This is a genomic window from Rossellomorea sp. GQ25 (assembly GCF_059758515.1).
In genome coordinates, this window is sequence record NZ_JCAXEQ010000003.1 from 105,697 (window position 1) to 128,748 (window position 23,052).

Here is a 23,052-nt window from a genome sequence, read left to right on the forward strand (position 1 = left end):
AGAAATTAAGATGAATATTTGTGTAATTGGTACGGGTTATGTTGGACTTGTTTCTGGCGTGTGCTTCAGTGATGCCGGAAATAACGTGACTTGCCTGGATATAGACGCTCAAAAAGTAGAGAACCTGAAAAATGGGATCATTCCTATATACGAGCCGGGATTAACCGAATTAGTAGAAAAGAATATCAGCGAAGGTCGCTTATCCTTCACCACGGATTATGCTGGAGGAATGAAGGAGGCGGACCTTGTTATCATTGCGGTTGGAACTCCTCCAAAAGAGAATGGTGAAGCGAACCTGCAATATATCGAAGCGGCTGCCCGCTCGATTGCAGAGCACCTGCATGACTATAAAGTGATCGTGACAAAGAGTACGGTTCCAGTGGGAACAGGTGCCATGATAAAAAGTGTCATCAAAGATGTTGTCGGACATGAAGAATTCGATGTCGCATCAAACCCTGAATTCCTTCGTGAAGGATCGGCCATTTACGATACGGTGAATATGGAAAGAGCGGTCATTGGTGTGGAATCTGAGAAAGCGGAAGCGATTCTGAAGGAATTACATGCTCCTTTTACCAAAAATATCGTCGTGACAAATATTGAAACATCTGAAATGATCAAATATGCGTCCAATGCGTTCCTTGCAACGAAAATCAGCTTCATCAATGAAGTGGCAAACGTATGTGAGCTTGTTGGAGCAGACGTGACGAAGGTAGCAGAGGGAATGGGGTATGACCCGCGTATCGGCCCTCAATTCCTGAACGCAGGAATCGGTTACGGAGGTTCTTGTTTCCCTAAAGACACAAGTGCCCTTGTAAAGATTGCTGATCAAGTAGGCTACGATTTCAAAATCGTCAAAGAAGTTGAAGCGGTGAATGGTCTTCAGCGCTTTAAGGTTGTAGACAAGCTGGTAGAAGCCTTCGATGGTGACCTGACAAACAAGAAAATTGCTGTCCTGGGTCTTGCGTTTAAGCCGAATACAGATGACATGAGGGACGCACCTTCTGTTGATGTCATTCCTAAACTGCATGAACTTGGAGCCGAAATTCTTGCTTATGATCGCATTGCAGAGAAAAATGCGAAGGCGGTTATTCCAAACCTCCGTACAGGTCAAGATCTATATGAAGTGATCCAAAACTCAGATGCCATCCTGATTTTAACAGAGTGGGATGAAGTAAGAGAGCTTGATTTAGAAAAAGTAGCTACATTAGTAAACAGCAAAGTAATCGTTGATGGACGTAATATCTTTGATCCTGCTCACATGGAAGAGAACGGATACTACTACGCGTCAATCGGGAGAAAAACGATCAAAGCATAACATGATAGGTGGATCCTTCATCAGGGTCCACCTTCAATTGGTATATAAGGATAGATGAGAGGAAGTCATGATATGATACTAGAAATAATCTTTTGGCTGCTGATCCTTCTTTCGGTTTATATCTATGCCGGTTATCCGATCCTGCTGAAACTCATTTCAGGAGTTGTCAAAAAGAATCAAATCACGGATGCAGGTTATGAACCAAAGGTAACGCTCTTTATCGCAGCATACAACGAAGAGAAAGTCATCGCTGAAAAAGTACAAAACTCTGTGGATCTTGATTATCCACAAGACAAACTTGAGATCATCGTTGTGTCAGATGATTCATCCGACAGAACGAACGACATCGTCAATGAGTTCGTGGCGAAATATCCGAACGTGAAGTTGAATGTCGTAAAAGGAAGAAAAGGAAAGACTGCCGCACTGAACAAGTCCGTCCCTCTGGCAACGGGTGAAGTTCTTGTATTCTCCGATGCGAACTCTCTTTATAATAAGGATGCCGTTCATCATTTAGTGAAGCATTTTAAAGATGAAGAAATCGGTGGAGTTTGTGGTGAGCTTAGATTAACCAATCCAACAAACTCATCAATTGGAGAATCAGAGGGTGCTTACTGGAAGTATGAGAAGCTCTTGAAAATGCTCGAGACGGCAACAGGTACGACAATCGTTGCAAATGGTTCAATCTATGCCCTGCGTAAAGAATTATTCAAAGAAATGAATCCGAACGTTGGGGATGATATGCAAAACCCACTGATTATCATCAACCAGCAAAAGAGATTCGTCTATGAACCGAATGCGATTACGATGGAAGAGACCTCACCAAAATCATCAGAAGAATTTGGCCGGAAAGTTCGTATCGTAACCCGAAGCTTCACAGGAATCATGAGCTACAAGCATGTGTTGAATCCATTTAGGAATTTCGATTTCTTCTATAAATACATGTCTCATAAATTCTTAAGATGGCTTGTTCCTTACTATATGATTGCGATCTTTATCATTAATCTTTTCCTGCTGGATCAGCCATTATATCAAGTCATGTTCGGCTTACAATGGGTATTCTATATCCTCGCACTATTAGGCAAAGTGACGAGCAACAAAATAACGTATATCCCTTACTACTTCTGCCTGGTAAACTATGCAGCTTTCCTCGGTACACTGAGAGCGATCTCGGGTAAGAGACAGGCGACATGGACACCAACTAGTAGATAATGGAAATAAAACCCGGTTTGAGCCTACTCAAACCGGGTTTTTTCGCGTATTTATTTATCGTGTCCATCTCTAATAAAGTCGATTTCTACACTAAAATGTCAAATCCTGACTTTATAAGTAAAGGGAAAAGTGTTAAAATTTTATTACAATTATGTAAACGAGGTATTAAGATTATGAATCTAGTAAACAAGCTAAAACAGGCGTTGCTATCCATATGGCAAGACAAACTCCTGCTCATCTCTGCCATTGGTCTTTCCATTAAAGTAGTGCTATTTTATTTATTTTTAGGAAAAGGCCTATTTGAAGTGAAAAGCTTATTTGTGACACTTCCAGGTAGTATTTTGATGTTATTTTCTTTTGTGTTTCTGTTAAAAACGTGGTCTAGGAAGACGGCCATCATCGGGCTCAATATAATAGCTACCTTCCTGTTGCTGTCTCAGTTATGGTATATCCGCTATTTTGGAACACCTTTATCGTTCTTTGCCTTGCTGCAGACGTCAAATCTATCAGGATTAGGACCGAGCATCATGGAACTCATCAACGGGCTGGATGTCCTATTTGTAGTAGATATCATCATATTGCTCATTCTGACTAAAAAGAAATCATTTTCGATTCCTAAGGTGCAATGGAAAACCTTTATCATACTTTTTCTTGTAGGTTTCAGCATTCTTGCTGTGAAGCCATTGAAGAATCACTATGTCGATGGCACTCCATATGCTCAAATCTTTAAAATTTACGATCGCTATGATTACATATTGAAGTTTAATCCGCTTCAATACAGTGTGCTGGATATGTACCTGTTTTATCAAAACAACCGTTACATTGACTTGAACGAGGAAGAAGAAGCTCTAGTCAAAGATTGGTTTGGCAATAAAGAAGAATTTAGAGAAAAGAGACTATACTTAAATAATAAGTACGAAGGAGTCGGAGAAGGTAAAAACCTCATCATTCTGCAATTCGAATCCCTTGAAAATTGGGTGCTGAATAAAAAGGTGAATGGGAAAGAAGTCACACCCAACCTGAACAAACTGTTGAAGAACAGTATCTATGCTCAGAACTTCTATCCTCAAACGAAAGGCGGGAGAAGCTCTGATGCGGAGTTTGTCGTGAATACGTCCCTGCTTCCGGTAGCTGAGGGGAGTACATTTTTCCGATATCCGACGAATGATTACACAACGCTTCCCGGCCTATTGAAAGAGAAAGGGTATTCAACTTTTGCTTTTCATGGGGACGAAGGCACTTATTGGAATCGACGCGAGTCATATCCTCATTTGGATATCGATCATTATCATGCCATAGAAGATTATGAAGAAGGCGAAAAAATCGGAATGGGCTTAAGTGATGAAGAATTTTTCCATCAGTCCGTTGATTTCCTTAGTGAGCAGGAGCAGCCTTACTACGGCTACCTGATTACCCTGACCAGTCATACGCCGTTCGTGATGCCGGAACAATACAGGGGTCTTGAATTTGAAGAGCAATATAGCAACACCTCGGCCGCCCACTACCTTCAATCGATTCATTACACGGATATGGCAGTAGGGAAGCTGTTAGAGGATCTGGAAGCGAAAGATATGCTCGATGACACCATGATTGCCATTTTCGGTGATCACGCTGCTTTCGAGAACAGCTACAAGGATCAAATGATGAAAGAAAATCCTAAGGTTGAAGGAATTGATGAAGAGGGCAGGGTGCCGTTCATCCTCTACAATCCGGGAATGGAACCATTGGAATTAGACAAAGCTTATGGTCAAGTCGATATCTATCCTACTCTGGCTTATGTAATGGGCATTGAGGAAAAGAAATATGAAGATGTCGTAATGGGAAGAAATATGCTTACATCTGATGACAGTTTTGCCGTTATTCCACTTGAGAATATCATTCAATCCGATCGTGAATTGGCAGAAGAGAAGAAGGAATTCGAACTGAAAGCACAGCAAGTATCGGATCTTATCATCAGAAGTAATTACTTTGAGGAAAAAGAAAAAGAATAACCATCGCACTCCTATCTCATGAGGTAGGAGTGTTTTTTTGCTCTGCGATCTTCTTCAATTCGTTTGCTCTCATCTCGATGAATGTGTGCATGTACCTTTTTAAAAAGATTTTGTCTGTAAGCGTCCCTAGTAAGCCCAAAGGAGCTTTATAAGAGAATATGTCCTTCATTATTGTGCCATTTTCCTGTTCACGAAATTCATGGATATGAGTAAAGGATTTAAAAGCAACCTTTACCACATCACGTCTGTGAACGAATGGGGAGCGTCCATTTCGACAATTTGAGCCGTCAGCCGCTGTTTAACGCCAAATTGAACGGCTTCCCATGTGACGGTATCTCCAACCTCTAATAATCCGCATGTGCGCCTCCAATAGCCCTCTCTTTCGTTTTAGAGGTAGTTTGAGTATGAATATCCACAATGCCGGGCTAAATCAAAACAAACGGACACAGGAGCGTTTATATGCGTGATTTGACGAATGGTGGGCAAAATAGAGTCAACTCCTTTTCTTAAACGTTAGTTTCGGACGATCGGTTGTTTGAGATGGGGGGGGGCGGTCCTGATGTATCGAACACTTTTGCAAGAAAATTCGACACGAAGGATCAATTAATTGAAAAAAGGTTTAATTAATCAAATTCAGGATTAATCATTCCCAAGATGGTTTAATTATCCGAAATCAGGATTAATTGTAGTGAAAAAAGGATCAATTATCCCGTGAAGACTGTACTTATCCGAATATCATCCTTACATCCAGCAGTCATTCCCCACCCCGAAACCCTTTTCAGATAAAAAAAGTCAATCTTAAAAATAAATGTCTCAATTCAGTTCTAATCTTGACCTTAACCAACAAATCAAAAAGAAAACCTTGGATAATCATCCAAGGTTTTCTACTAATCTAGTATTTTCCACGCATAAACGAAAGCGTCTGCTTATCTCTCGCGTAACTTCTTCATCGTATTGATCAAAGGCTTATGTTGCCCGATCAATCCAACCACTTCTGCTGTTAACTGAATGATAATCACCAGAACAGCGGAGAATAAAATAGCTCCCCAAAGAGTTGATCGAGTGAAAAGAATCGCGCATAGTCCGAAAAATGCTCCAATCGCATAAATGATCAAGACCGTTTCTTTGTGAGAGAAGCCCATTGCCAGTAAGCGATGGTGTAAATGAGATTTATCAGGTGCTGAAATCTTTTGCTTATTCAGGATACGTCTGATAATCGCAAAAAACGTATCGAAAATCGGTATAGCCAGAATGATAATTGGAACAACTAAACTGAAGATCGTAACACTCTTGAACAATCCAAGGAGTGAGATAATAGAGATACAATAGCCAAGGAATAATGCTCCCGTATCACCCATGAAGATCTTCGCAGGATTGAAGTTAAAGAATAGAAATCCGATGGTCCCTCCGATTAAGATAACGGTAAGGGCAACGACCATATATTGACCATTCATAGCTGCAAGAGCCATAATGGAAGTCATGGCAATAACGGATACTCCGCCTGCCAGTCCATCCAGTCCATCGATCAGGTTGATGGCATTGGTGATTCCAACGATCCACAGAATGCCGAACACATAACTGAAATTCCCTAAATATATACGCTCTGCCACGAACGGCAAAGTAATGAAGTCAATTTTAAAGTCGGCAAACACGACGATACAAGCTGCCAGGATTTGTCCAACGAGCTTAGCTTTTGGTGATAGGGTAAAGCGATCATCAAGGATCCCTACGATCAGGATGATTCCTCCCCCAAGAATGACCGGCCAAAGTGGAGCAATTAGATCATTCAAATACAACAAGCCAGCTGATGCACCAATGACAATCGACAAGCCGCCCACACGAGGCATCAGCCCTTTATGAACCTTTCGATGGTCTGGTTTATCGACAAAGCCAAATCGCTTGGCGAATTTGATTACGAATGGAGTCACTGCTACAGAAACAACTAAAGAAATAGCAAAAGCAATTACAAAATCAATTAGAGAGTACATTCGTTCACCTCTTTTTCTTCTATGGGCACTCCAATTGTAAGAATACCACATATTTAATGATGTGCAACAATTTTTTTAAGGGAACAATTACTAAAATGCGTAGTGGGTATTATGTCAAAAAAAGCAGAGGCTTTCTTAGTTAGACGTCGTATTTTAGTGAAAAGTTTCAAAAAGTAACAAGTTAATTTACTACTACCCATTAACCAAGTGAATCTAAACGTTAGGATGTCCAATTAATTTCACCATTGTAGGCGAAAAAAGTATATTTCTCTATCCGTCTAAAGAGTCATTTTTCCGTGTTACTTCTATACGATTAGTATGAGTTTAATGATGGCTTTGTAAGAAAAAAATTTTTTCCAATGTAAATATATTTACGAGTTGGTATCAACAGGTGTTTCAAGGTATTCCACATCGCCTTCCATTATGTCAGCCTGTCCATTTGTCAGCTCCGTCATCCACTCGATGAACGCAGATTTATTGGCTTCCTCGACATAGACTTCAACCTCTACAGCTTCCAGATAATGAATGTCTTTCAGTTGATATTGGGAGGATCTCACTTCGTTTTCAACTTTTCCTAACCACGTATAATCAATCGTGGATTTCATGATACGCATCAAGCTTCTTTCCACAATACCGGCAGCATTCAACCCCTCGGAAGTTGCACGTCCATATGCACGGATAAGTCCGCCGGCGCCAAGCTTGATACCACCGAAATAACGGGTGACCACGACAACGGTATCTTTAAGATCCCTCTTCTTTAACACTTCCAGCATCGGCACTCCGGCAGTCCCACTAGGTTCACCATCGTCATTCGCTTTCTGGATCAGATTATGTTCACCAATCATATAAGCAGAACAGTTATGATTGGCATCCGAGTGCTTTTTCTTAATGGCTGCGATGAACTCATGTGCTGCCTCTTCTGATTCCACCCGATTTACATAAGTGATGAACCTGGAACGTTCTATATTGATTTCATGTTCTTGGTAACCCTTGACGGTATTATAGTGATGTAGCAATAAGGTTTCTCCTTTCCGTTTCCTTATGTATGAATAATGGCGAAATACGCGTTTAATCTCTGTTTGCATCCTATATCTACTATATATAAAAGTAGAACGGATTGCACATAAATAAATATCAATATCCGAATACATACGGAAAAAAACTGGTTCTCCATGAAATAATGGTAATACAATGTAATCAAACTTTAATCTCCGACAATATATGACATGGTATAATGGACGCTGATAGTAATACTTCAGTTGTTCCAAAGCTCTGAAAGGGAAGTCGAATGGTCTAGATAATTCCCATTCATTCTCTTATGTTCCTGGAGCGAATGATCCCTTGGTAGAGGTATTACATAGGAATATGCCTAGATGAATAAAGGAGTTTTGTCATTATACATGGAATTAATAATAGGTACGGATTTATAGGTGAGTGGTAGGTCTAAGGTTTCATTGAAAAGACTGAAGCACAAGCTGAAAATGCCGATTATTGCTATGTAAATATAGTTTTACATGAACTTTATTCTGGGTTGACTACTATTGTGGAACAAAAGAGGGGTGTACCGTGTCACTTAAAAAAATAGACACCAAGATGTTAGATAGCATCCTGAAAAAGATGGTCGATACGGTTGACGAAAGTAAGGATGAAATCTTCCAGATTGGCGAGCAATGTCGAACTGATTATGAAGATTTGATGAAAGAACTGTTGGAAGTGAAAGAAATGGTCTTGAAAGTGATTGATGAAGGAGATCACCTCCAACAGAAATCGAAGTTCGCCCGACTCAGACTTTCTGAAGTAAGCAAACATTTTCAAACCTATTCAGAAGATCAGGTAAGAGAAGCGTATGAGAAGGCTCATGACCTGCAAATGAAGCTATCCATGAATAGACAGCAAGAAAAGCAGCTGAGAGATCGCCGGGATGAATTGGAAAGGCGCTTACACACACTGGGGGACACGATTGAACGGGCAGAAAACCTTTGCTCACAAATATCCGTCGTTCTCACTTATTTAAATAGTGACTTAAGGCAAGTGAATGAGGCACTGGAGGATGCGAAGCAGCGTCAGGATTTCGGACTTCAAATCATCGAGGCACAAGAGGACGAGCGGAAACGCTTATCCCGTGAGATTCATGATGGTCCTGCTCAAATGATGGCCAACGTCTTAATGCGTTCGGATCTGATCGAACGCGTATACCGTGAAAAAGGGACAGACGATGCCATTAAAGAAATCCGCGACCTCAAACGGATGGTCCGCTCAGCCCTATACGAGGTTCGTCGCATCATTTACGACCTCAGACCAATGGCACTAGATGACCTGGGGTTAATTCCGACCCTCAAAAAATACTTGAGTACAATCGAAGAGTATAACCAGGAGACCTCGATTCAGTTTGTGAATATGGGGCTCGATATCAGACTTCCTTCCAAATTCGAAGTCGCTCTGTTCCGATTAGTACAAGAAAGTGTTCAAAACGCACTTAAGCACGCTGAAGCGACACATATTCATGTTAAAGTAGAAGTAAAGAAAGACCAAATAACAGTTGTTGTCAAAGACAACGGCAAAGGATTCGACAAAGATAAACAAAAAACAGGATCCTTTGGCATCATGGGGATGAAAGAACGTGTCGACCTTCTTGAAGGAGACATCACGATTGACTCAAAAGTAGGAACAGGAACGGTCATACTGATCCAAGTTCCACTTAATAAGTAAATTTTTCCAAGGTTTAGGGAGGCGAAAGACATGGCAACAAATATTGTTATCATTGATGATCATCAGCTTTTCAGAGAGGGAGTAAAACGAATCCTAGAATTCGAACCTTCTTTCAACGTAGTAGCAGAAGGCGATGACGGTTCAGAAGCCATGAACCTAGTTGAAACACACGAACCAGATGTTGTCCTGATGGATATCAATATGCCTGAAACAAACGGTGTAGAAGCAACACGTGAACTGATGGACAGATATCCGGATACGAAGGTAATCATCTTATCCATCCACGATGATGAAAACTATGTAAACCATGCGTTGAAAACAGGAGCACTCGGTTACCTATTAAAAGAAATGGATTCAGACGCCCTTGTGGACGCCGTGAAGATCGTCGCAGATGGAGGCTCTTACGTTCATCCGAAGGTAACTCATAACCTGGTAGCAGAATACAAGCGCCTGGCAAACGCCCAAAACTCAGGTGGATTCCAACAATCCGAAGTTCGCCGCCCGCTTCACCTATTAACGCGCCGCGAATGTGAAGTACTGCAAATGCTGGCTGACGGTAAGAGTAACCGCGGTATTGGAGAAGGACTATACATCAGCGAAAAAACTGTTAAAAACCATGTAAGTAATATATTACAAAAAATGAATGTGAACGACCGTACCCAGGCAGTTGTAACTGCGATCAAGAACGGTTGGGTGGAAGTACGATAATAGAGAATAGTGTATTGTTAATTTGTTGTTGAGAGAGCGGCCCTTTTTTGAGAAGGGCCGTTTTTTGGTTTGTTTGTTGGAGTTTTGGTGGGTTTCAGGCTTAAGATTGTCTGTTTTAGCTGGGAATGGAATCTTCGAAAGACCAGAAGGCCGGATAAGGGGGTGTAATTCCTGATCGAGGATACCTTCGCGGAGGAATTGATCCCATTTGGACTGTTTTCGATCCCGATATCGGATATTTAATCCTGTTTGGGATATATTAATCCTGTATTTTGATTAATTAATCCTCTATTTAAATAATTGATCCTCTTTGTCGAATTTTCTTGATGTATGTATGCGTTAGGACCATTGAGGACTGCTCTCCTCTCTGCATCATCAGGCAGATAATTGGTTGTCGAAACAGCGTATCTTTCGGTTTTGATTTTAGATGTTATGTCCATACTTTGTCTGATTTTTAATAGAAAATAACTTTAGATTGTCTTTTTCAGCTGGAGTAGGATTCTGAACATGGACTATGGGCCGGATATGGGGGTGGAATTCCTAATCGAGGATACCTTCGCGGAGGAATTGATCCCATTTGGTCTGTTTTCGATCCCGATATCGGATATTTAATCCTGTATTTTGATTAATTAATCCTCTTTTTAAATAATTGATCCTGCATGTCGAATTTTCATGATGTATGTATGCAATCCTATTGGGGACCGCTCTCTCAGCTTGTTTTTAAAAAAAGCGTATTATTTGATACAAAAAATCCACTCCCCATCAAGGAAGTGGATCCTCATCAATGCTTTCTCCGCGCAAAATCAACAAACCGGAACATATCCAACCGATGTCTCGACTCCGTATACTCAAACAGTGTGGCATCCTTCAAATGGACAAAATTTTTCACGACAACCACATGATCATATCTATCTAAATCAAGATATTCCCGGTCCTCATCGGTACACTCTTCCACAACAATTTCTTTTTTGGCAAAGTCGATTGGAAGTCCCAGTTCACCCTCCAGATATTCATAAATGGAGTTCTCGCATATTTCTTTCGTCAACAAAGGGACTTGTTCTTTCAGAAAATAGGATTTGTCCAATATAATTCTCTCCCCGCTGATTTGACGGGAGCGGACGACTTTCCAGACTTCAGCGTTTGGAGAAGTCTCGAGCTGTGAAGCAATCTGGTCATCAGCATGGATCAATCCAAAGTCATGAACGAATGTCTCTATATGATCCCGCCCCATGGAGGTCTGCAGCTCTTTAAAGCTCACAAGCCCTGAAATCGGAAAGCTCATACGCGACACATCAAGTACGAGGGACCCTTTCCCACGCAGCTTTTGAATGAATCCTTTTTGCGCCAATAATGTAAGCGCTTTACGAATAGTCTCACGTGAAGTGGCATACATCACCGAGAGCTCGTTTTCCGATGGGAGGATCGAACCCGCTGTATAGGTGCCATCCTGTATTTTTTCAGAGAGATCCTCGAAGATTTGTTTGTATTTATTGCTTTTCGTCATAATATCACCTGCTATTATTTTACCATAATTAATAGGAAGAAATGAGATTGAACTTGAGTGTTGTGAATATTTTCAATAGAATGGAGATAGCGCAAATTTTAGAAAAGGGTGAAGAGCATTGTCGAAACAGCATTGGAAGAAAATCATGTTGGGAATTGGCATGAGTACATTACTATTGGGTGCTTGTGGTGCAGACGAAGAGAAGAAGGAAGAAAACACAAACAGTACGGAAGAGGTAAAGCCAAGTGAAGACCCGGCAACAGACGAAGCGGCATCTCTGAATCAAATGACACAGATCGTTGAGGATGCCAGCGAGCTGAAAGAAGCAGAGGGTATCCCTGAAGAAGAGAAAACGGCGATTAACGAAGCCTTTAATCAATATATCAATGCATTTAACGAAGAAGACTTCGAATCATATATGAGTGTCATCTCGAAGACACCGGTGAATTTCGAATACGCGGATGAAGAGCGCTATGTGAAACAAATCTTTGACTCCGTCGACTCAAAGCGTACGGTTGAAAATGTGAAAATTATTAATTACGCGGCCGGTAAAAAAGCAGATGTGTATGCTGAAATTGAAGCGACGACGAAGGACCCGAATAGTGATAAAGAAGTGACTCGTTCCGGTAAGCAAGTAACCGTCTTCCATAAGAAAGAAGATGGATGGAAGGTTGCGGCAATTTTCTTCCTGGCGAGTGAAGGGGAAGAGGAAGCTACTGAATAGCAATAGTGCAGACTGAGGTGGATTGTATCCGCCTCAGTCTGTTTTTGAATGTATTCAATGCTTGGTTGAGTAATGATTAAATATGTCATCAAGCTCCTGGATCTCCAGCTTTTTTTGTTCCCATCTTTTGAATGGTATCTATGACTTGAATAGTAGTCATGGTGAAAAGCTCTCTTGCTTTTTCCTTACTGATCTTTAGGAGTACCCTCTTTTCTGAAGAATTTCATACGAAGAATGAGTGTAATGGCGCAAGAGCCGAATAGAAAAAAGCTATAGCGGATAAGGGAACTATTACAATTGGAATTTTGTCTGGGGGAATTACCCAGAACAATAATACTGAGAACATAATGATCCCGCTTATCCCGATGATGATGGCGTACAATAAAAGTGCAGTTCTTACAGATTGTTTGACTTTCAGTTTATTTATATATTTCCTTCTCTAATATAGAAATGGTTCTCTATCTCTGCCCAAGTTAGTCTAAATTCATTTGTAATGATTTACAATACCCACCAATTTCCTATTAAAACCATTATACATGGTTATATCAAATAAAGAACGTTTAGAGAATCATTCATCTCTAAACGTTCTTTATTTGTTAATGCTTATTTTGAAAGTGAAACACAACAGACTCATATGGACGTAATGTTATGTTCTTATATTTATTAGCAGTATCTTCGTAGTTAGACAACAATACCTCACTCGACCAGCCTTCAACATAAACCTCATCAGGAAGAGTGAACTCCGTTTCATGACCATAGAAGTTGTTAATCACAAGAAGTTTTTCACCATCGCCATTTCGCACATAAGCGAAGACATCGCAGTGATCTTCCAAAATTAACTGATAGTCTCCATCCACAATGATGTTATATTCCTTGCGTAGGCGATTAAGTTTCTGATAGTGATAGAAGACCGACTTCTCGTCTTTCAACGCTTGTTCAGCATTGATTTCCTGATAGTTTTTCGCTACAGGAATCCAAGGAGTGCCGCTCGTAAATCCGGCATTTTCTTCCTTATTCCACTGTACAGGCGTTCTGGAGTTGTCACGGGATTTATGTCGAAGGATCTCTAAAATCTCTTCTTCAGATTTACCTTGCTCTTTTAAAATATTGAAGATGTTAATCGACTCAACATCACGGTATTCATCGATACTTGTAAACTTGGGATTTGTCATCCCGAACTCTTCACCCTGATAGATATAAGGGGTACCTTGCATCAAATGAATCGTCGTCGCGAGCATCTTCGCTGATTCGTTATGGTATTTGTCATCGTTACCATAGCGAGACACGATTCGAGGCTGGTCATGGTTACACCAGAATAGGGCATTCCAGCCGCCACCTTCATGCATCTCACGCTGCCAGGTAGAAAGGATTTCCTTCAGCTTAAGAAAATCAAAGTCGGCGACCGACCATTTCTCCCCATTAGGGTAATCCACTTTTAAATGGTGGAAGTTGAACGTCATGCTGAGCTCGTTCCGGTCAGGATGTGAATACTTAATACAATGATCGATCGTTGTAGAAGACATCTCGCCAACCGTCATGATGTCGTATTGAGAGAAGACCTCCTTGTTCATTTCCTGCATATAGTCATGGACCTTGGGACCGTCTGTGTAAAACTTGCGTCCGTCTCCAGGAGCGACCGAACCATCATCGTCAGGGAAGTCCTGGTCCTTGGAGATAAGGTTGATTACATCTAAACGGAAGCCGTCGACGCCCTTCTTCAGCCAGAAGTGCATCATGTCATAAAGCTTCTTACGGACCTCATCGTTCTCCCAGTTCAAGTCAGCCTGCGTCACGTCAAAGAGGTGAAGGTAGTACTGACCTGTCTCCTCATCATACTGCCAGGCGTTGCCGCCGAACTTGGACTGCCAGTTTGTCGGCTCGGAAACATCAGGCTTGCCGTCCTTCCAAATATAGAAGTCTCGGTACTCGTTATCCTGCGATTTACGAGACTCAATGAACCACTGATTCTCCGTGGATGTATGGTTGATCACAATATCCATGATGATCTTGATTCCACGCTGGTGAGCTTGTTCTAAGAGCTCTTCGAAATCCTCCATCGTTCCATACTCATCGTGAAGATTGAAATAATCACTAATGTCGTAACCATTGTCGCGTTGAGGACTCTTGTAAATAGGCGTCAGCCACACCACATCAATCCCAAGCTCCTTCAAATAATCCAACTTCGCCGTAATTCCCTTAATATCTCCCACGCCATTCCCCGACGTATCATAAAAACTCTTCGGATAAATCTGATACACAACCGACTTCTTCCACCAAGGCTGCTTCATATCTTATACACCATCCTAGATTTAATTTTGAGGGACGGACCTCAATCGATTTCACTTATACAAGTTCATGCCCGTCAAACATGATTCTTCTGCGATTTTGCTATTTTAAGGTCCATCAAGAGGGACGGACCTCTAACACATATTCCTCTAGTTTTTAGACAATGAGACTGGACGCTCCTCACTACTGCAAGCTTTTCGAAGGTCCGTCCCTAAACAAAAAGGGAGACAACCATCCATTACACATAACCTGAGCAGGCTAGTGGCTAGAATTGATTTGTCCCCCTTATTTTAACTTGTATATACAAGTTGTGACAACTATTTTCTCTATCTATTGATTATACGACTTCGTTTTTGCTGAATTTTGACCAGATCATCGTCAGTACGAATGGTACGACGATGGCGATGACCATTCCAATCGCAAAAGGTACCCAGTATTCAGATTTAATAGACAGGATACCAGGTAGTCCTCCAACACCGATGGAGAATGCTTTCGTACTTGTCATTGCGAGTAATACCCCGCCAATCGCAGAACCAATTAATGCTGAGATGAACGGATATTTATAGCGTAAGTTAACTCCGAACATAGCCGGTTCTGTGATTCCGAGATAGGCGGATAGGGCAGACGTACCTGCCAACCCACGGAGCTTTTCGTTTTCTTTCTTCGCCACAAACATCATGGCAAGGGCTGCAGAACCTTGAGCGATATTCGATAGTGCCAGGATCGGCCATAAGAATGTACCGCCTGCGTTCGATACAAGCTGTAAATCTACTGCCAGGAACGTGTGGTGCATACCCGTGATCACCATCACTGCATACAATCCACCATATAGTAGTCCACCTAACCAGGATACATGATCAAATACCCAAACAACCCCATCTGTCAGCATGTTCCCAAGGAAGAAAGTCACAGGTCCAATTAGGATGAATGATGCGAAACCAGTAATCAGTAAGGCTACAGGAGCAACCACTAACAATTTAATCGAGTCATGAACCCGTTTATCCAGGAACTTTTCAATTTTCGCTAATAATAAGGAAGCAAATAAGATCGGTAACACTTGTCCTTGATAGCCAATTTTGTCAACCTCTAAACCAAACAGGTTCCATGTCGGAATTTCTTCAGCTGTACCATAAGACCAAGCATTAAGTAAATCCGGATGTACGAGCATAAGACCTAATACAATACCGAGCAAAGGACTTCCGCCAAAACGCTTAACCGCCGACCAACCGATGAGTCCCGGTAAGAACACGAAGGCGGTATTCGCGATTAAGTTAATAATATTCGTCAGATCCGCCCATTGAGGGTACACATCAATGACCGATGTATCTTTATCAAAGAAAATCCCAGGTCCTGTCAAAATATTATTCAGACCCATCAACAAACCGGCTGTTACGATCGCAGGCAGAATCGGTATAAAGATATCCGCCAATACCTTGATCGCACGCTGCAATGGATTCAGGTTTTGAGTAGCGGCATCCTTCACATCCTGCTTGGAAGCCTGCTCAATCCCCGTTTCCTCTGCTAACATTTGATACGCTTTATTTACAAGACCTTGTCCGATGACAACTTGGAACTGACCATTGGAAGAGAATGAACCCTTCACCAAATCAATCGTCTCTAATCTTTCCTTATCAACCTTTTTCTCATCATTCAGTACCAACCGAAGACGAGTCACACAATGAGTGGCCGTACGGATGTTATCCTTGCCGCCAATCGCTTCAATGATTTCCAGAACGTCTTCACGTTTCACGCTCATGAGTTTCCCTCCCTTAGTAATGGTGCATGGCAACTCTCGAAAAATGTCGAAAGTTGTCTTGAACCCGCTTTCATTTCTATTAATGGAATTCCCCTAAATGGTGTGTGGGAAACGCTTCTCACTATGCTTTCGGTAAAAAACTTCCGATAAAACGAAACGCTTTCATTTAAAAGGGATCTTGTTGTATATACAAGATATAGTTTTATTGTATTCATGTATATACAAGTTGTCAATAGAAAAGTGTAGCCGTTTTCATTTGAAAATAGGCAAAACAAAAAGAGCCACTAAAAAGTGACTCTTTCGAAAATACTAACCCGCCATCTTTTCTTTAACCTTCTTAGGGGACTCTTTCTTAATCAAGGTATTGAAATTAATGATCTGATAAATCACATATGAAATGCCCAGACAGATTGAAAAGACGATGACCGCATATAATAGGAATTGCACGATCAAGAGAGCTTCATTCCCGGTTCCCATTAATTCCATCACATTATTCCACAATCGCTGCCTGATCATTGGATGCTCGTGGATCAAATAAACCCCTAGCACATATCCGGATATGAAGTTTATCGGCCTGGATACAAACGTAAGCTGCGAGAAGAATAGGAACAGCGCAAGTGACATGGCCACAATAACAGGGGAGTTATACGACAACAGCTTAAATGGTAATTCCCACGATTGTAGTAAAACCAAGGCCGAAACGGCTCCCAACAATATGTAAACGCTTAAATAATAGTGCTTGCCTAAGGCAGACAGAAACTGTCCATGATGTCTTAAGTAGCCCGCCACAAAATAAAGAAAGATGAAATGCACGATGCTATAGCCACCGTTCACCCCGAAGCTCCCTAAGGGATGGAAGAATTGCCATACACAATTTATTATAAATAATAGGAAGAGAAATTTTCCGTAATCTTTCTTGGAAAGCTGATTGATCAAGATATTTAAGTAAGGTGAAAGCATAAACAATACGATGTAAACGGTGATAAACCAGTAGGTAGACAGATACACCGGGAATACCGACCTGATAAAGCTGGTATAGGATCCATCCGTTAATTGTAAAACGGTCAATCCTGCAAAAATAAGAACCGAGAAAATGAATGTTTCCCGCACGACCCTGAACGCTTTGCTCATTTTAAATTGTGACTTACATAAAAAATATCCGCTTATTAGCACATATACATTGACCCCGACGATACAAAGCACCTTTATTAAATGGAAAAGAAATTGATTCACAGTGCTTAACTCTGATATCGCAATATATTTTGAAAATCCGTAGGTACCGAAATGCAACAAGACGATCATGACCATTGACAGTACCCTGAGAGATTCAAAGTTTGACAGCCTAATTTTTTCCGCCAATCCAACCCGCCCCTTGTTTACATAAATATAAATTCTATTCATTTTAGTCTATAACTAGCAAATTGTCATTCAGAATTTTCTTGATAAAAAAAGAGTACAGGACTATGGCAACTTATTAAAGGAGGTCCCTAGGCCAAGGGAAAGGCAGGTGTAGTCAGATTCTTCAAAAAGAAGGAGAGAAAAGACCCGGAAAAAGAAGATACTCCACTTGGTAATGTAACCATAAATTACTAAACCTTATTATACTGGGGTTTCTTCCTTATTTTTCTTCATATAAGAATTTTAGCCTATTAAAATATCAGTCTTCTTCATCCATAATGGACAAGCATCAAAATTCGACATTATCGATAAAGGAGACATTTTTTTTGAAGAAAACCATTATTGCCTTTACTACTGCTGCCTTACTTTCGTCAGTTGCTGTCAATTCATCGGAAGCGGTTTCTTACCGCGTACAATCAGGGGATTCCCTTTCGGTGATTGCCTATAAATATGATACATCTGTTTCAAACCTGAAGAGCTGGAATAAACTGAGCTCCGACATGATCTATGTAAACCAAATCCTTGAAGTATCAGCACCAACAAGTACTTCTGCTAAAACATATACCGTTCAATCAGGTGATTACCTGTCAAAAATCGGTGCCAAGTTTGACGTGTACGTTGCGGAACTCCGAGCATGGAACAATTTAAAGAGTGATGTCATTTTTCCTGGTCAAACGCTGGTCGTTTCTTCTGGAAGCACAAGCACGCCACCGCCATCAGGCTCTAGTACCTATACCGTCCAATCCGGAGACACCTTATCACATATCGCAGTCCGTTATGATGTAAGCGTTTCTTCTATCAAGTCATGGAACGGATTAAGCTCTGATAACATCTATGTCGGTCAAAAGCTTTCCATTAAAGGAACTTCAGATAGCGGATCTCAAACGCCATCTTCAAATGTGGTAGATATCGCGAAGAAATATGTAGGAACTCCATACGCATGGGGAGGAACATCACCATCCGGCTTCGACTGCAGCGGATTCATCTACTATGTATTCAATCAAGCGGGACAATCGATTGCACGTACCAACACAGATGGCTACTATAGCAAATCATCCTTCGTCTCAAGTCCAAAAGCTGGCGACCTGGTATTCTTTGAGAATACGTACAAAGCCGGCATCAGCCACATGGGAATCTACCTTGGAAACGGAGAATTCGTCCACGCTTCAGACAGCGGGGTAATGATTTCGAAGTTGAGCAATACGTATTGGAATCCTAAGTTTGTCGGATATAAGCGATTTAACTAATTAAATGGAGCGTCCTGCCTGGTATGGGTGGGGCGTTTTATCTTTCGTAAGATACGCTGTTCCAACAACGGAGCCTCTGCCTGTGGACGCAGTTAGGAAAGCGTTCCTTAATGGCCCTAACGCATACATACATCAAGAAAATTCGACAAATAGGATCAATTATTTAAAAAGCGGATCAATAAATCAAAATCAGGATTAAAAAATCCCAAACAGGATTAATAATCCGAAATAGAGATCGAATACAGTCCAAATGGGATCAATTCCTCCCCCGAAGGCATTCCCGATCAGAAATATCCCCCCCAATCCGGCCCTCAGTCCCCGTACAGGATCACATTCCAGATAAAAAAAGACTATCTAAAGTTATTTTCTAGTAAAAAGCAGAAAAAAACCGTAAGATACGTTGTTCCAACAACGGAGCCTCTGCCTGTTGACGCAGTTGGGAAAGCGTTCCTTAATGGCCCTAACGCATACATACATCAAGAAAATTCGACAAATAGGATCAATTATTTAAAAAGCGGATCAATAAATCAAAATCAGGATTAAAAAATCCCAAACAGGATTAATAATCCGAAATAGAGATCGAATACAGTCCAAATGGGATCAATTCCTCCCCCGAAGGCATTCCCGATCAGAAATATCCCCCCCAATCCGGCCCTCAGTCCCCGTACAGGATCACATTCCAGATAAAAAAAGACTATCTAAAGTTATTTTCTAGTAAAAAGCAGAAAAAAACCGTAAGATACGTTGTTCCAACAACGGAGCCTCTGCCTGTTGACGCAGTTGGGAAAGCGTTCCTTAATGGCCCTAACGCATACATACATCAAGAAAATTCGACAAATAGGATCAATTATTTAAAAAGCGGATCAATAAATCAAAATCAGGATTAAAAAATCTCAAACAGGATTAAAAAATCTCAAACAGGATTAAAAAATCCCAAACAGGATTAAAAAATCCCAAACAGGATTAAAAAATCCCAAACAGGATTAAAAAATCTCAAACAGGATTAAAAAATCTCAAACAGGATCAATAATCCGAAATAGAGATCGAATACAGTCCCAATGGGATTAATTCCTCTACGAAGACATCCTCGATCAGGGATTTCACCCCCTTATCCGGACCAAAGCCCCCATCAAGGACCAATCCTCCAGCTAAAACAGACAACCTTAAACAAAATCCCATCAAAAAGCAGGAATTTCATCAAAAAAGTAGAACTAATGTATATCCCAACCCAAAAGGAGTGTCCCCTAATAAAATGATTGTAAAAGAACGAAAAACTCCCATTAGACTTCTCCAAACCGAAGCCTTGCTAAATCGGCTTAAGCCCATCGATCATCCAAAAAGAACACTCATTGAACAGGATCTTAAAAAAAGAAAAGCAGGATACCACGGAGAGAAGGCTGTCGATTATCATTTAAGCTTCCTGACGGATAAAAAGTATATGATCTTCAATGACCTCAGGCTGCCCATCGCACCGGACTACTTCCAAATCGATAGCTTACTAGTCACTTCCCACTACTCGCTTCCCATCGAAATCAAGAATCTATCGGGAATCCTTATGATGGACCCCGAATTCAACCAGCTCTCCAAGCAGTTCAACGGAATCGAAACAGGTTATCCGGATCCCATCACACAAGCCAACCGTCAGATGTTATTCCTGCAAAGATGGTTCCATAATAATAAACTCCCGTGTCCTCCAGTCGAATTCCTCGTCGTCTTCAGCAATCCGGCCACCATATTGAAAATGGCACCAGGCCACAAAAGGGTCCCGCCTTATGACAAAATGATCCACGCCCAAAACATCGTGAGGGAAATCAGCAAGTTAAACACAGAATACACCCGGGAAGTCATCGACCTCAAAAAAGTAAAGCGACTCCTCCTGAATCAACATCGACCTAACTATTCATCAATCCTCACCACCTACCAGCTAACCGAAAAAGACATTATAAAAGGAGTCCAGTGTGAAAAATGCCTTCACATCATGAATAGGAAGACAGGCATATGGCTATGCCCCAACTGCCACCACTTGTCCAAAACTGCCCATTTCCAAGCCATTCAGGATTACTTCCTCCTTATCAAACCCACCATCACCAATCAGGAACTACGGAACTTTCTGAACCTATCATCACCTAGATCTGCTACATTGATCCTGCAATCACTCAACCTAAAAACAACCGGCTCCACCAAAGGCACCGTCTACACCAAAATCTTCACATAAAAAACCGCCCAGCATCTACATCCTGAACGGTCTCTCAAACAACACTATTTATAAAAAAACACACCATCCGCCACACGGTCATACTTCCAATACATCCATCCACCAAGCACCACACAGGGAACCACCACAACGGCCATTCCAAGAAACGCAGAACCAGGCGAGATATCATACAGGAATCCACCGATAAACGTCAGGATCGCGGTACTCAACCCCATACCCAACGAAGTATACACTCCCTGGGCAGCCGGGATGTCCTTGCTCTCCAATTCTTCATAAATTAACCGCATAAAGGCATAATGTGTTAATCCGAAGGTTAGAGAGTGAAAGATTTGGGTAAAGATGAACACAGGGGTGCTGGGGAATAGGAACAACAAAGTCCAACGCGTCACAGCAGCCCCTGCTGCAATCATAAACATGACAGAAATGCTTTTGCCTTTTAACAGCCGATCTGAAAACGCAAAGAACAGAATTTCAGATAGCACGGCAATATTTAAAATGACACCGATATAAACGGCGCTGACATCTAATTCTTTCAAATAAAGGACACCATAATTATAGTAAGAAGCATGAGCTCCCTGAATCAACACGACAATGACCATGGCCCAGACAAACTTACGGGATTTGAGCAATCCTCGATAAGAAAGCTTTTCCTGACCACGGGTCCCACTAATGGACTGAGGCAGCTTCACAAGAGATGACAGTAATATCACCACAATCCCACCGAACAGCAGGTAAATGACTGCCCCCTCGGTAAATAGAGACGTCATAAATCCAACCATAAGCAGTGCAACCGTATATCCAATCGATCCCCACGAACGGCTCTTGCCATAATCAATGCCATCTTCCTTCATCATCACAGCCGCCATGCTCTCAACCATCGGAAGCAGCATCGGATACACCAGGCTGAATAACCCCATACACACCAAAATCATCCCAAAAGAATTCATAGGCAGGAATAGCAACAATGAAGCCCCGGAAATCAACACTAACCATCGAGAAAGTCGTCCCAACGAAACCGTCTGACTCAATTTCGGAAACAGGAAAAAGCTCGAAAACGACCGCGTGATCATTCCAACCGCAATCACCGTACTTGCAGCCGATATGGAAAAGTCCTTACTTTCTACCAGCCACGCTGTCCAGTAAGGTATGAAAATTCCCCAAGTGAAAAAAATCGCAAAGAACTGAATGGACAACCACGTCTGATTCTTCAAATCTATCAAAGCTCCCTTTATGTAGACTGGAAATCAATTTACAAACATTGAGTCATTATATAGCAGTTACCACTTGAATACAACCAGCTTAGCGACTATCTCTTAAGTACCAATGAAAAATATAGTAGCATTACAATTCGTTTACAAATTCTTGCAGGACATTTAGCCTAAAATATAGAAGGAAGTAATACAGAAAAAAAGGAACATAGATTCCATAGCATACAGGGGGAGTATCATCATGATACGAAAAAAATCTTTCTCTATCATTGTAGGGAGCGTCCTGCTCTTAACGGCCATCGGAGTATATTTCGCCGTAAGCAGTTTAAACAATACCGGCACCATTGAAGATACTACCCAGACGGACGTTGTCTCAACTGCCGGTGTGGAAACCACTGCACCACAAACCAAAACCGGCGAAGAAAACCCATTCGGGGAAAAAGTAAAAACTCCGCTAAGTGAAGATCTGATCCAGCAATACATACACGCGATGAGTCATCAAAAGGTAAAGGCGAAAGAAAAATGGTCGTTTTTTGAAATTACCGATGAACGAATCGATTACTTGCTTTCACAATTAGAAGTTAACAAATATAAGCATGAACATACCTACAACGAAATCTTAGTCAGCTGGAAAGAAGAAGACTTTTCAGGTGCAGTCAGGGATCATAATGCCGTTTGGAAAATGAGAAACGGGAATATCGGAAAAGCAACAGGATTGTTGTCGACTAAGGAAGAGAAGAAGTATATGGAGAGTCAGAAGAGAGAGAAGCGGTAAAAACCAAAAAGAGAACTGG

At 41.4% G+C, this 23,052-nt stretch carries 16 protein-coding genes and 1 pseudogene; 9 read left to right on the plus strand and 8 right to left on the minus strand.

Features of this window, described 5'->3' with window-relative positions; genetic code table 11:
- The first annotated feature begins 4 nt into the window (after positions 1 to 4).
- The 3 genes from AC6CIB_RS11345 to AC6CIB_RS11355 all read left to right on the plus strand — a co-directional run bounded on the left by AC6CIB_RS11345 (position 5) and on the right by AC6CIB_RS11355 (position 4,515).
- On the plus strand, positions 5 to 1,315 hold the full coding sequence (locus AC6CIB_RS11345) for a UDP-glucose dehydrogenase family protein (RefSeq protein WP_498281386.1): 1,311 nt from the start codon (positions 5 to 7) through the stop codon (positions 1,313 to 1,315).
- A 72-nt stretch (positions 1,316 to 1,387) separates the two neighbouring features.
- Positions 1,388 to 2,524, plus strand: a complete 1,137-nt coding sequence (locus tag AC6CIB_RS11350) for a glycosyltransferase family 2 protein (RefSeq protein WP_498280746.1) — start codon at positions 1,388 to 1,390, stop codon at positions 2,522 to 2,524.
- Between the two features lie 173 nt (positions 2,525 to 2,697).
- On the plus strand, positions 2,698 to 4,515 hold the full coding sequence (locus AC6CIB_RS11355) for an LTA synthase family protein (RefSeq protein WP_498280748.1): 1,818 nt from the start codon (positions 2,698 to 2,700) through the stop codon (positions 4,513 to 4,515).
- 16 nt (positions 4,516 to 4,531) lie between these two features.
- On the opposite strand, the pseudogene AC6CIB_RS11360 reads toward AC6CIB_RS11355, so the two are convergent.
- The 3 genes and pseudogenes from AC6CIB_RS11360 to AC6CIB_RS11370 form a co-directional block, all read right to left on the minus strand.
- Positions 4,532 to 5,001 (minus strand): annotated as a pseudogene (locus AC6CIB_RS11360) (SRPBCC family protein).
- A gap of 440 nt (positions 5,002 to 5,441) precedes the next feature.
- Positions 5,442 to 6,503, minus strand: a complete 1,062-nt coding sequence (locus tag AC6CIB_RS11365; RefSeq protein ID WP_044338402.1) for a glycosyltransferase family 4 protein — start codon at positions 6,501 to 6,503, stop codon at positions 5,442 to 5,444.
- A 371-nt stretch (positions 6,504 to 6,874) separates the two neighbouring features.
- The gene (locus AC6CIB_RS11370; protein WP_498280750.1) at positions 6,875 to 7,519 is read right to left on the minus strand and encodes a YigZ family protein; all 645 of its coding nucleotides are present in this window, start codon (positions 7,517 to 7,519) and stop codon (positions 6,875 to 6,877) included.
- A 550-nt stretch (positions 7,520 to 8,069) separates the two neighbouring features.
- On the opposite strand from AC6CIB_RS11370, the gene AC6CIB_RS11375 reads away from it, so the two are divergent.
- Positions 8,070 to 9,212, plus strand: a complete 1,143-nt coding sequence (locus tag AC6CIB_RS11375) for a sensor histidine kinase (RefSeq protein ID WP_498280752.1) — start codon at positions 8,070 to 8,072, stop codon at positions 9,210 to 9,212.
- Between the two features lie 30 nt (positions 9,213 to 9,242).
- Entirely contained in the window at positions 9,243 to 9,920 is a 678-nt protein-coding gene (locus tag AC6CIB_RS11380; RefSeq protein ID WP_498280753.1) for a response regulator, read from the plus strand.
- Positions 9,921 to 10,701: 781 nt separating this feature from the next.
- Here AC6CIB_RS11380 and treR read toward each other — a convergent pair.
- Positions 10,702 to 11,424, minus strand: coding sequence for a trehalose operon repressor (gene treR / locus AC6CIB_RS11385; protein ID WP_498280755.1), 723 nt, complete (start codon positions 11,422 to 11,424; stop codon positions 10,702 to 10,704).
- 118 nt (positions 11,425 to 11,542) lie between these two features.
- Between treR and AC6CIB_RS11390 the strand changes: the two genes are divergently transcribed.
- Entirely contained in the window at positions 11,543 to 12,148 is a 606-nt protein-coding gene (locus AC6CIB_RS11390) for a Cif family virulence factor (protein ID WP_498280757.1), read from the plus strand.
- A 596-nt stretch (positions 12,149 to 12,744) separates the two neighbouring features.
- Here AC6CIB_RS11390 and treC read toward each other — a convergent pair.
- The 3 genes from treC to AC6CIB_RS11405 all read right to left on the minus strand — a co-directional run bounded on the left by treC (position 12,745) and on the right by AC6CIB_RS11405 (position 17,549).
- On the minus strand, positions 12,745 to 14,436 hold the full coding sequence (treC, locus tag AC6CIB_RS11395) for an alpha,alpha-phosphotrehalase (RefSeq protein WP_498280759.1): 1,692 nt from the start codon (positions 14,434 to 14,436) through the stop codon (positions 12,745 to 12,747).
- 335 nt (positions 14,437 to 14,771) lie between these two features.
- Entirely contained in the window at positions 14,772 to 16,190 is a 1,419-nt protein-coding gene (gene treP / locus AC6CIB_RS11400; protein WP_498280761.1) for a PTS system trehalose-specific EIIBC component, read from the minus strand.
- 309 nt (positions 16,191 to 16,499) lie between these two features.
- Positions 16,500 to 17,549, minus strand: a complete 1,050-nt coding sequence (locus AC6CIB_RS11405) for an acyltransferase (RefSeq protein ID WP_498280763.1) — start codon at positions 17,547 to 17,549, stop codon at positions 16,500 to 16,502.
- Between the two features lie 365 nt (positions 17,550 to 17,914).
- Between AC6CIB_RS11405 and AC6CIB_RS11410 the strand changes: the two genes are divergently transcribed.
- A complete protein-coding gene (locus tag AC6CIB_RS11410) occupies positions 17,915 to 18,835 on the plus strand; it encodes a C40 family peptidase (protein ID WP_498280765.1) in 921 nt (306 codons plus the stop codon).
- 1,252 nt (positions 18,836 to 20,087) lie between these two features.
- A complete protein-coding gene (locus AC6CIB_RS11415) occupies positions 20,088 to 21,050 on the plus strand; it encodes a nuclease-related domain-containing protein (RefSeq protein ID WP_498280766.1) in 963 nt (320 codons plus the stop codon).
- A 44-nt stretch (positions 21,051 to 21,094) separates the two neighbouring features.
- Here the strand turns inward: AC6CIB_RS11415 and AC6CIB_RS11420 are convergent, their stop codons facing one another.
- On the minus strand, positions 21,095 to 22,261 hold the full coding sequence (locus tag AC6CIB_RS11420; protein WP_498280768.1) for a 3-phenylpropionate MFS transporter: 1,167 nt from the start codon (positions 22,259 to 22,261) through the stop codon (positions 21,095 to 21,097).
- 238 nt (positions 22,262 to 22,499) lie between these two features.
- On the opposite strand from AC6CIB_RS11420, the gene AC6CIB_RS11425 reads away from it, so the two are divergent.
- Positions 22,500 to 23,033 (plus strand): DUF6241 domain-containing protein, encoded by a 534-nt coding sequence (locus AC6CIB_RS11425; protein ID WP_498280769.1) that lies wholly within the window; start codon positions 22,500 to 22,502, stop codon positions 23,031 to 23,033.
- Positions 23,034 to 23,052: the final 19 nt, after the last annotated feature.

Coding starts and splice junctions, on each gene's coding strand:
- AC6CIB_RS11350 (WP_498280746.1), top strand. CDS start 1,388: ATGATACTAGAAATAATCTTTTGGCTGCTGATCCTTCTTTCGGTTTAT.
- AC6CIB_RS11355 (WP_498280748.1), top strand. CDS start 2,698: ATGAATCTAGTAAACAAGCTAAAACAGGCGTTGCTATCCATATGGCAA.
- AC6CIB_RS11365 (WP_044338402.1), bottom strand. CDS start 6,503: ATGTACTCTCTAATTGATTTTGTAATTGCTTTTGCTATTTCTTTAGTT.
- AC6CIB_RS11380 (WP_498280753.1), top strand. CDS start 9,243: ATGGCAACAAATATTGTTATCATTGATGATCATCAGCTTTTCAGAGAG.
- treR (WP_498280755.1), bottom strand. CDS start 11,424: ATGACGAAAAGCAATAAATACAAACAAATCTTCGAGGATCTCTCTGAA.
- treC (WP_498280759.1), bottom strand. CDS start 14,436: ATGAAGCAGCCTTGGTGGAAGAAGTCGGTTGTGTATCAGATTTATCCG.
- treP (WP_498280761.1), bottom strand. CDS start 16,190: ATGAGCGTGAAACGTGAAGACGTTCTGGAAATCATTGAAGCGATTGGC.
- AC6CIB_RS11415 (WP_498280766.1), top strand. CDS start 20,088: ATGATTGTAAAAGAACGAAAAACTCCCATTAGACTTCTCCAAACCGAA.
- AC6CIB_RS11425 (WP_498280769.1), top strand. CDS start 22,500: ATGATACGAAAAAAATCTTTCTCTATCATTGTAGGGAGCGTCCTGCTC.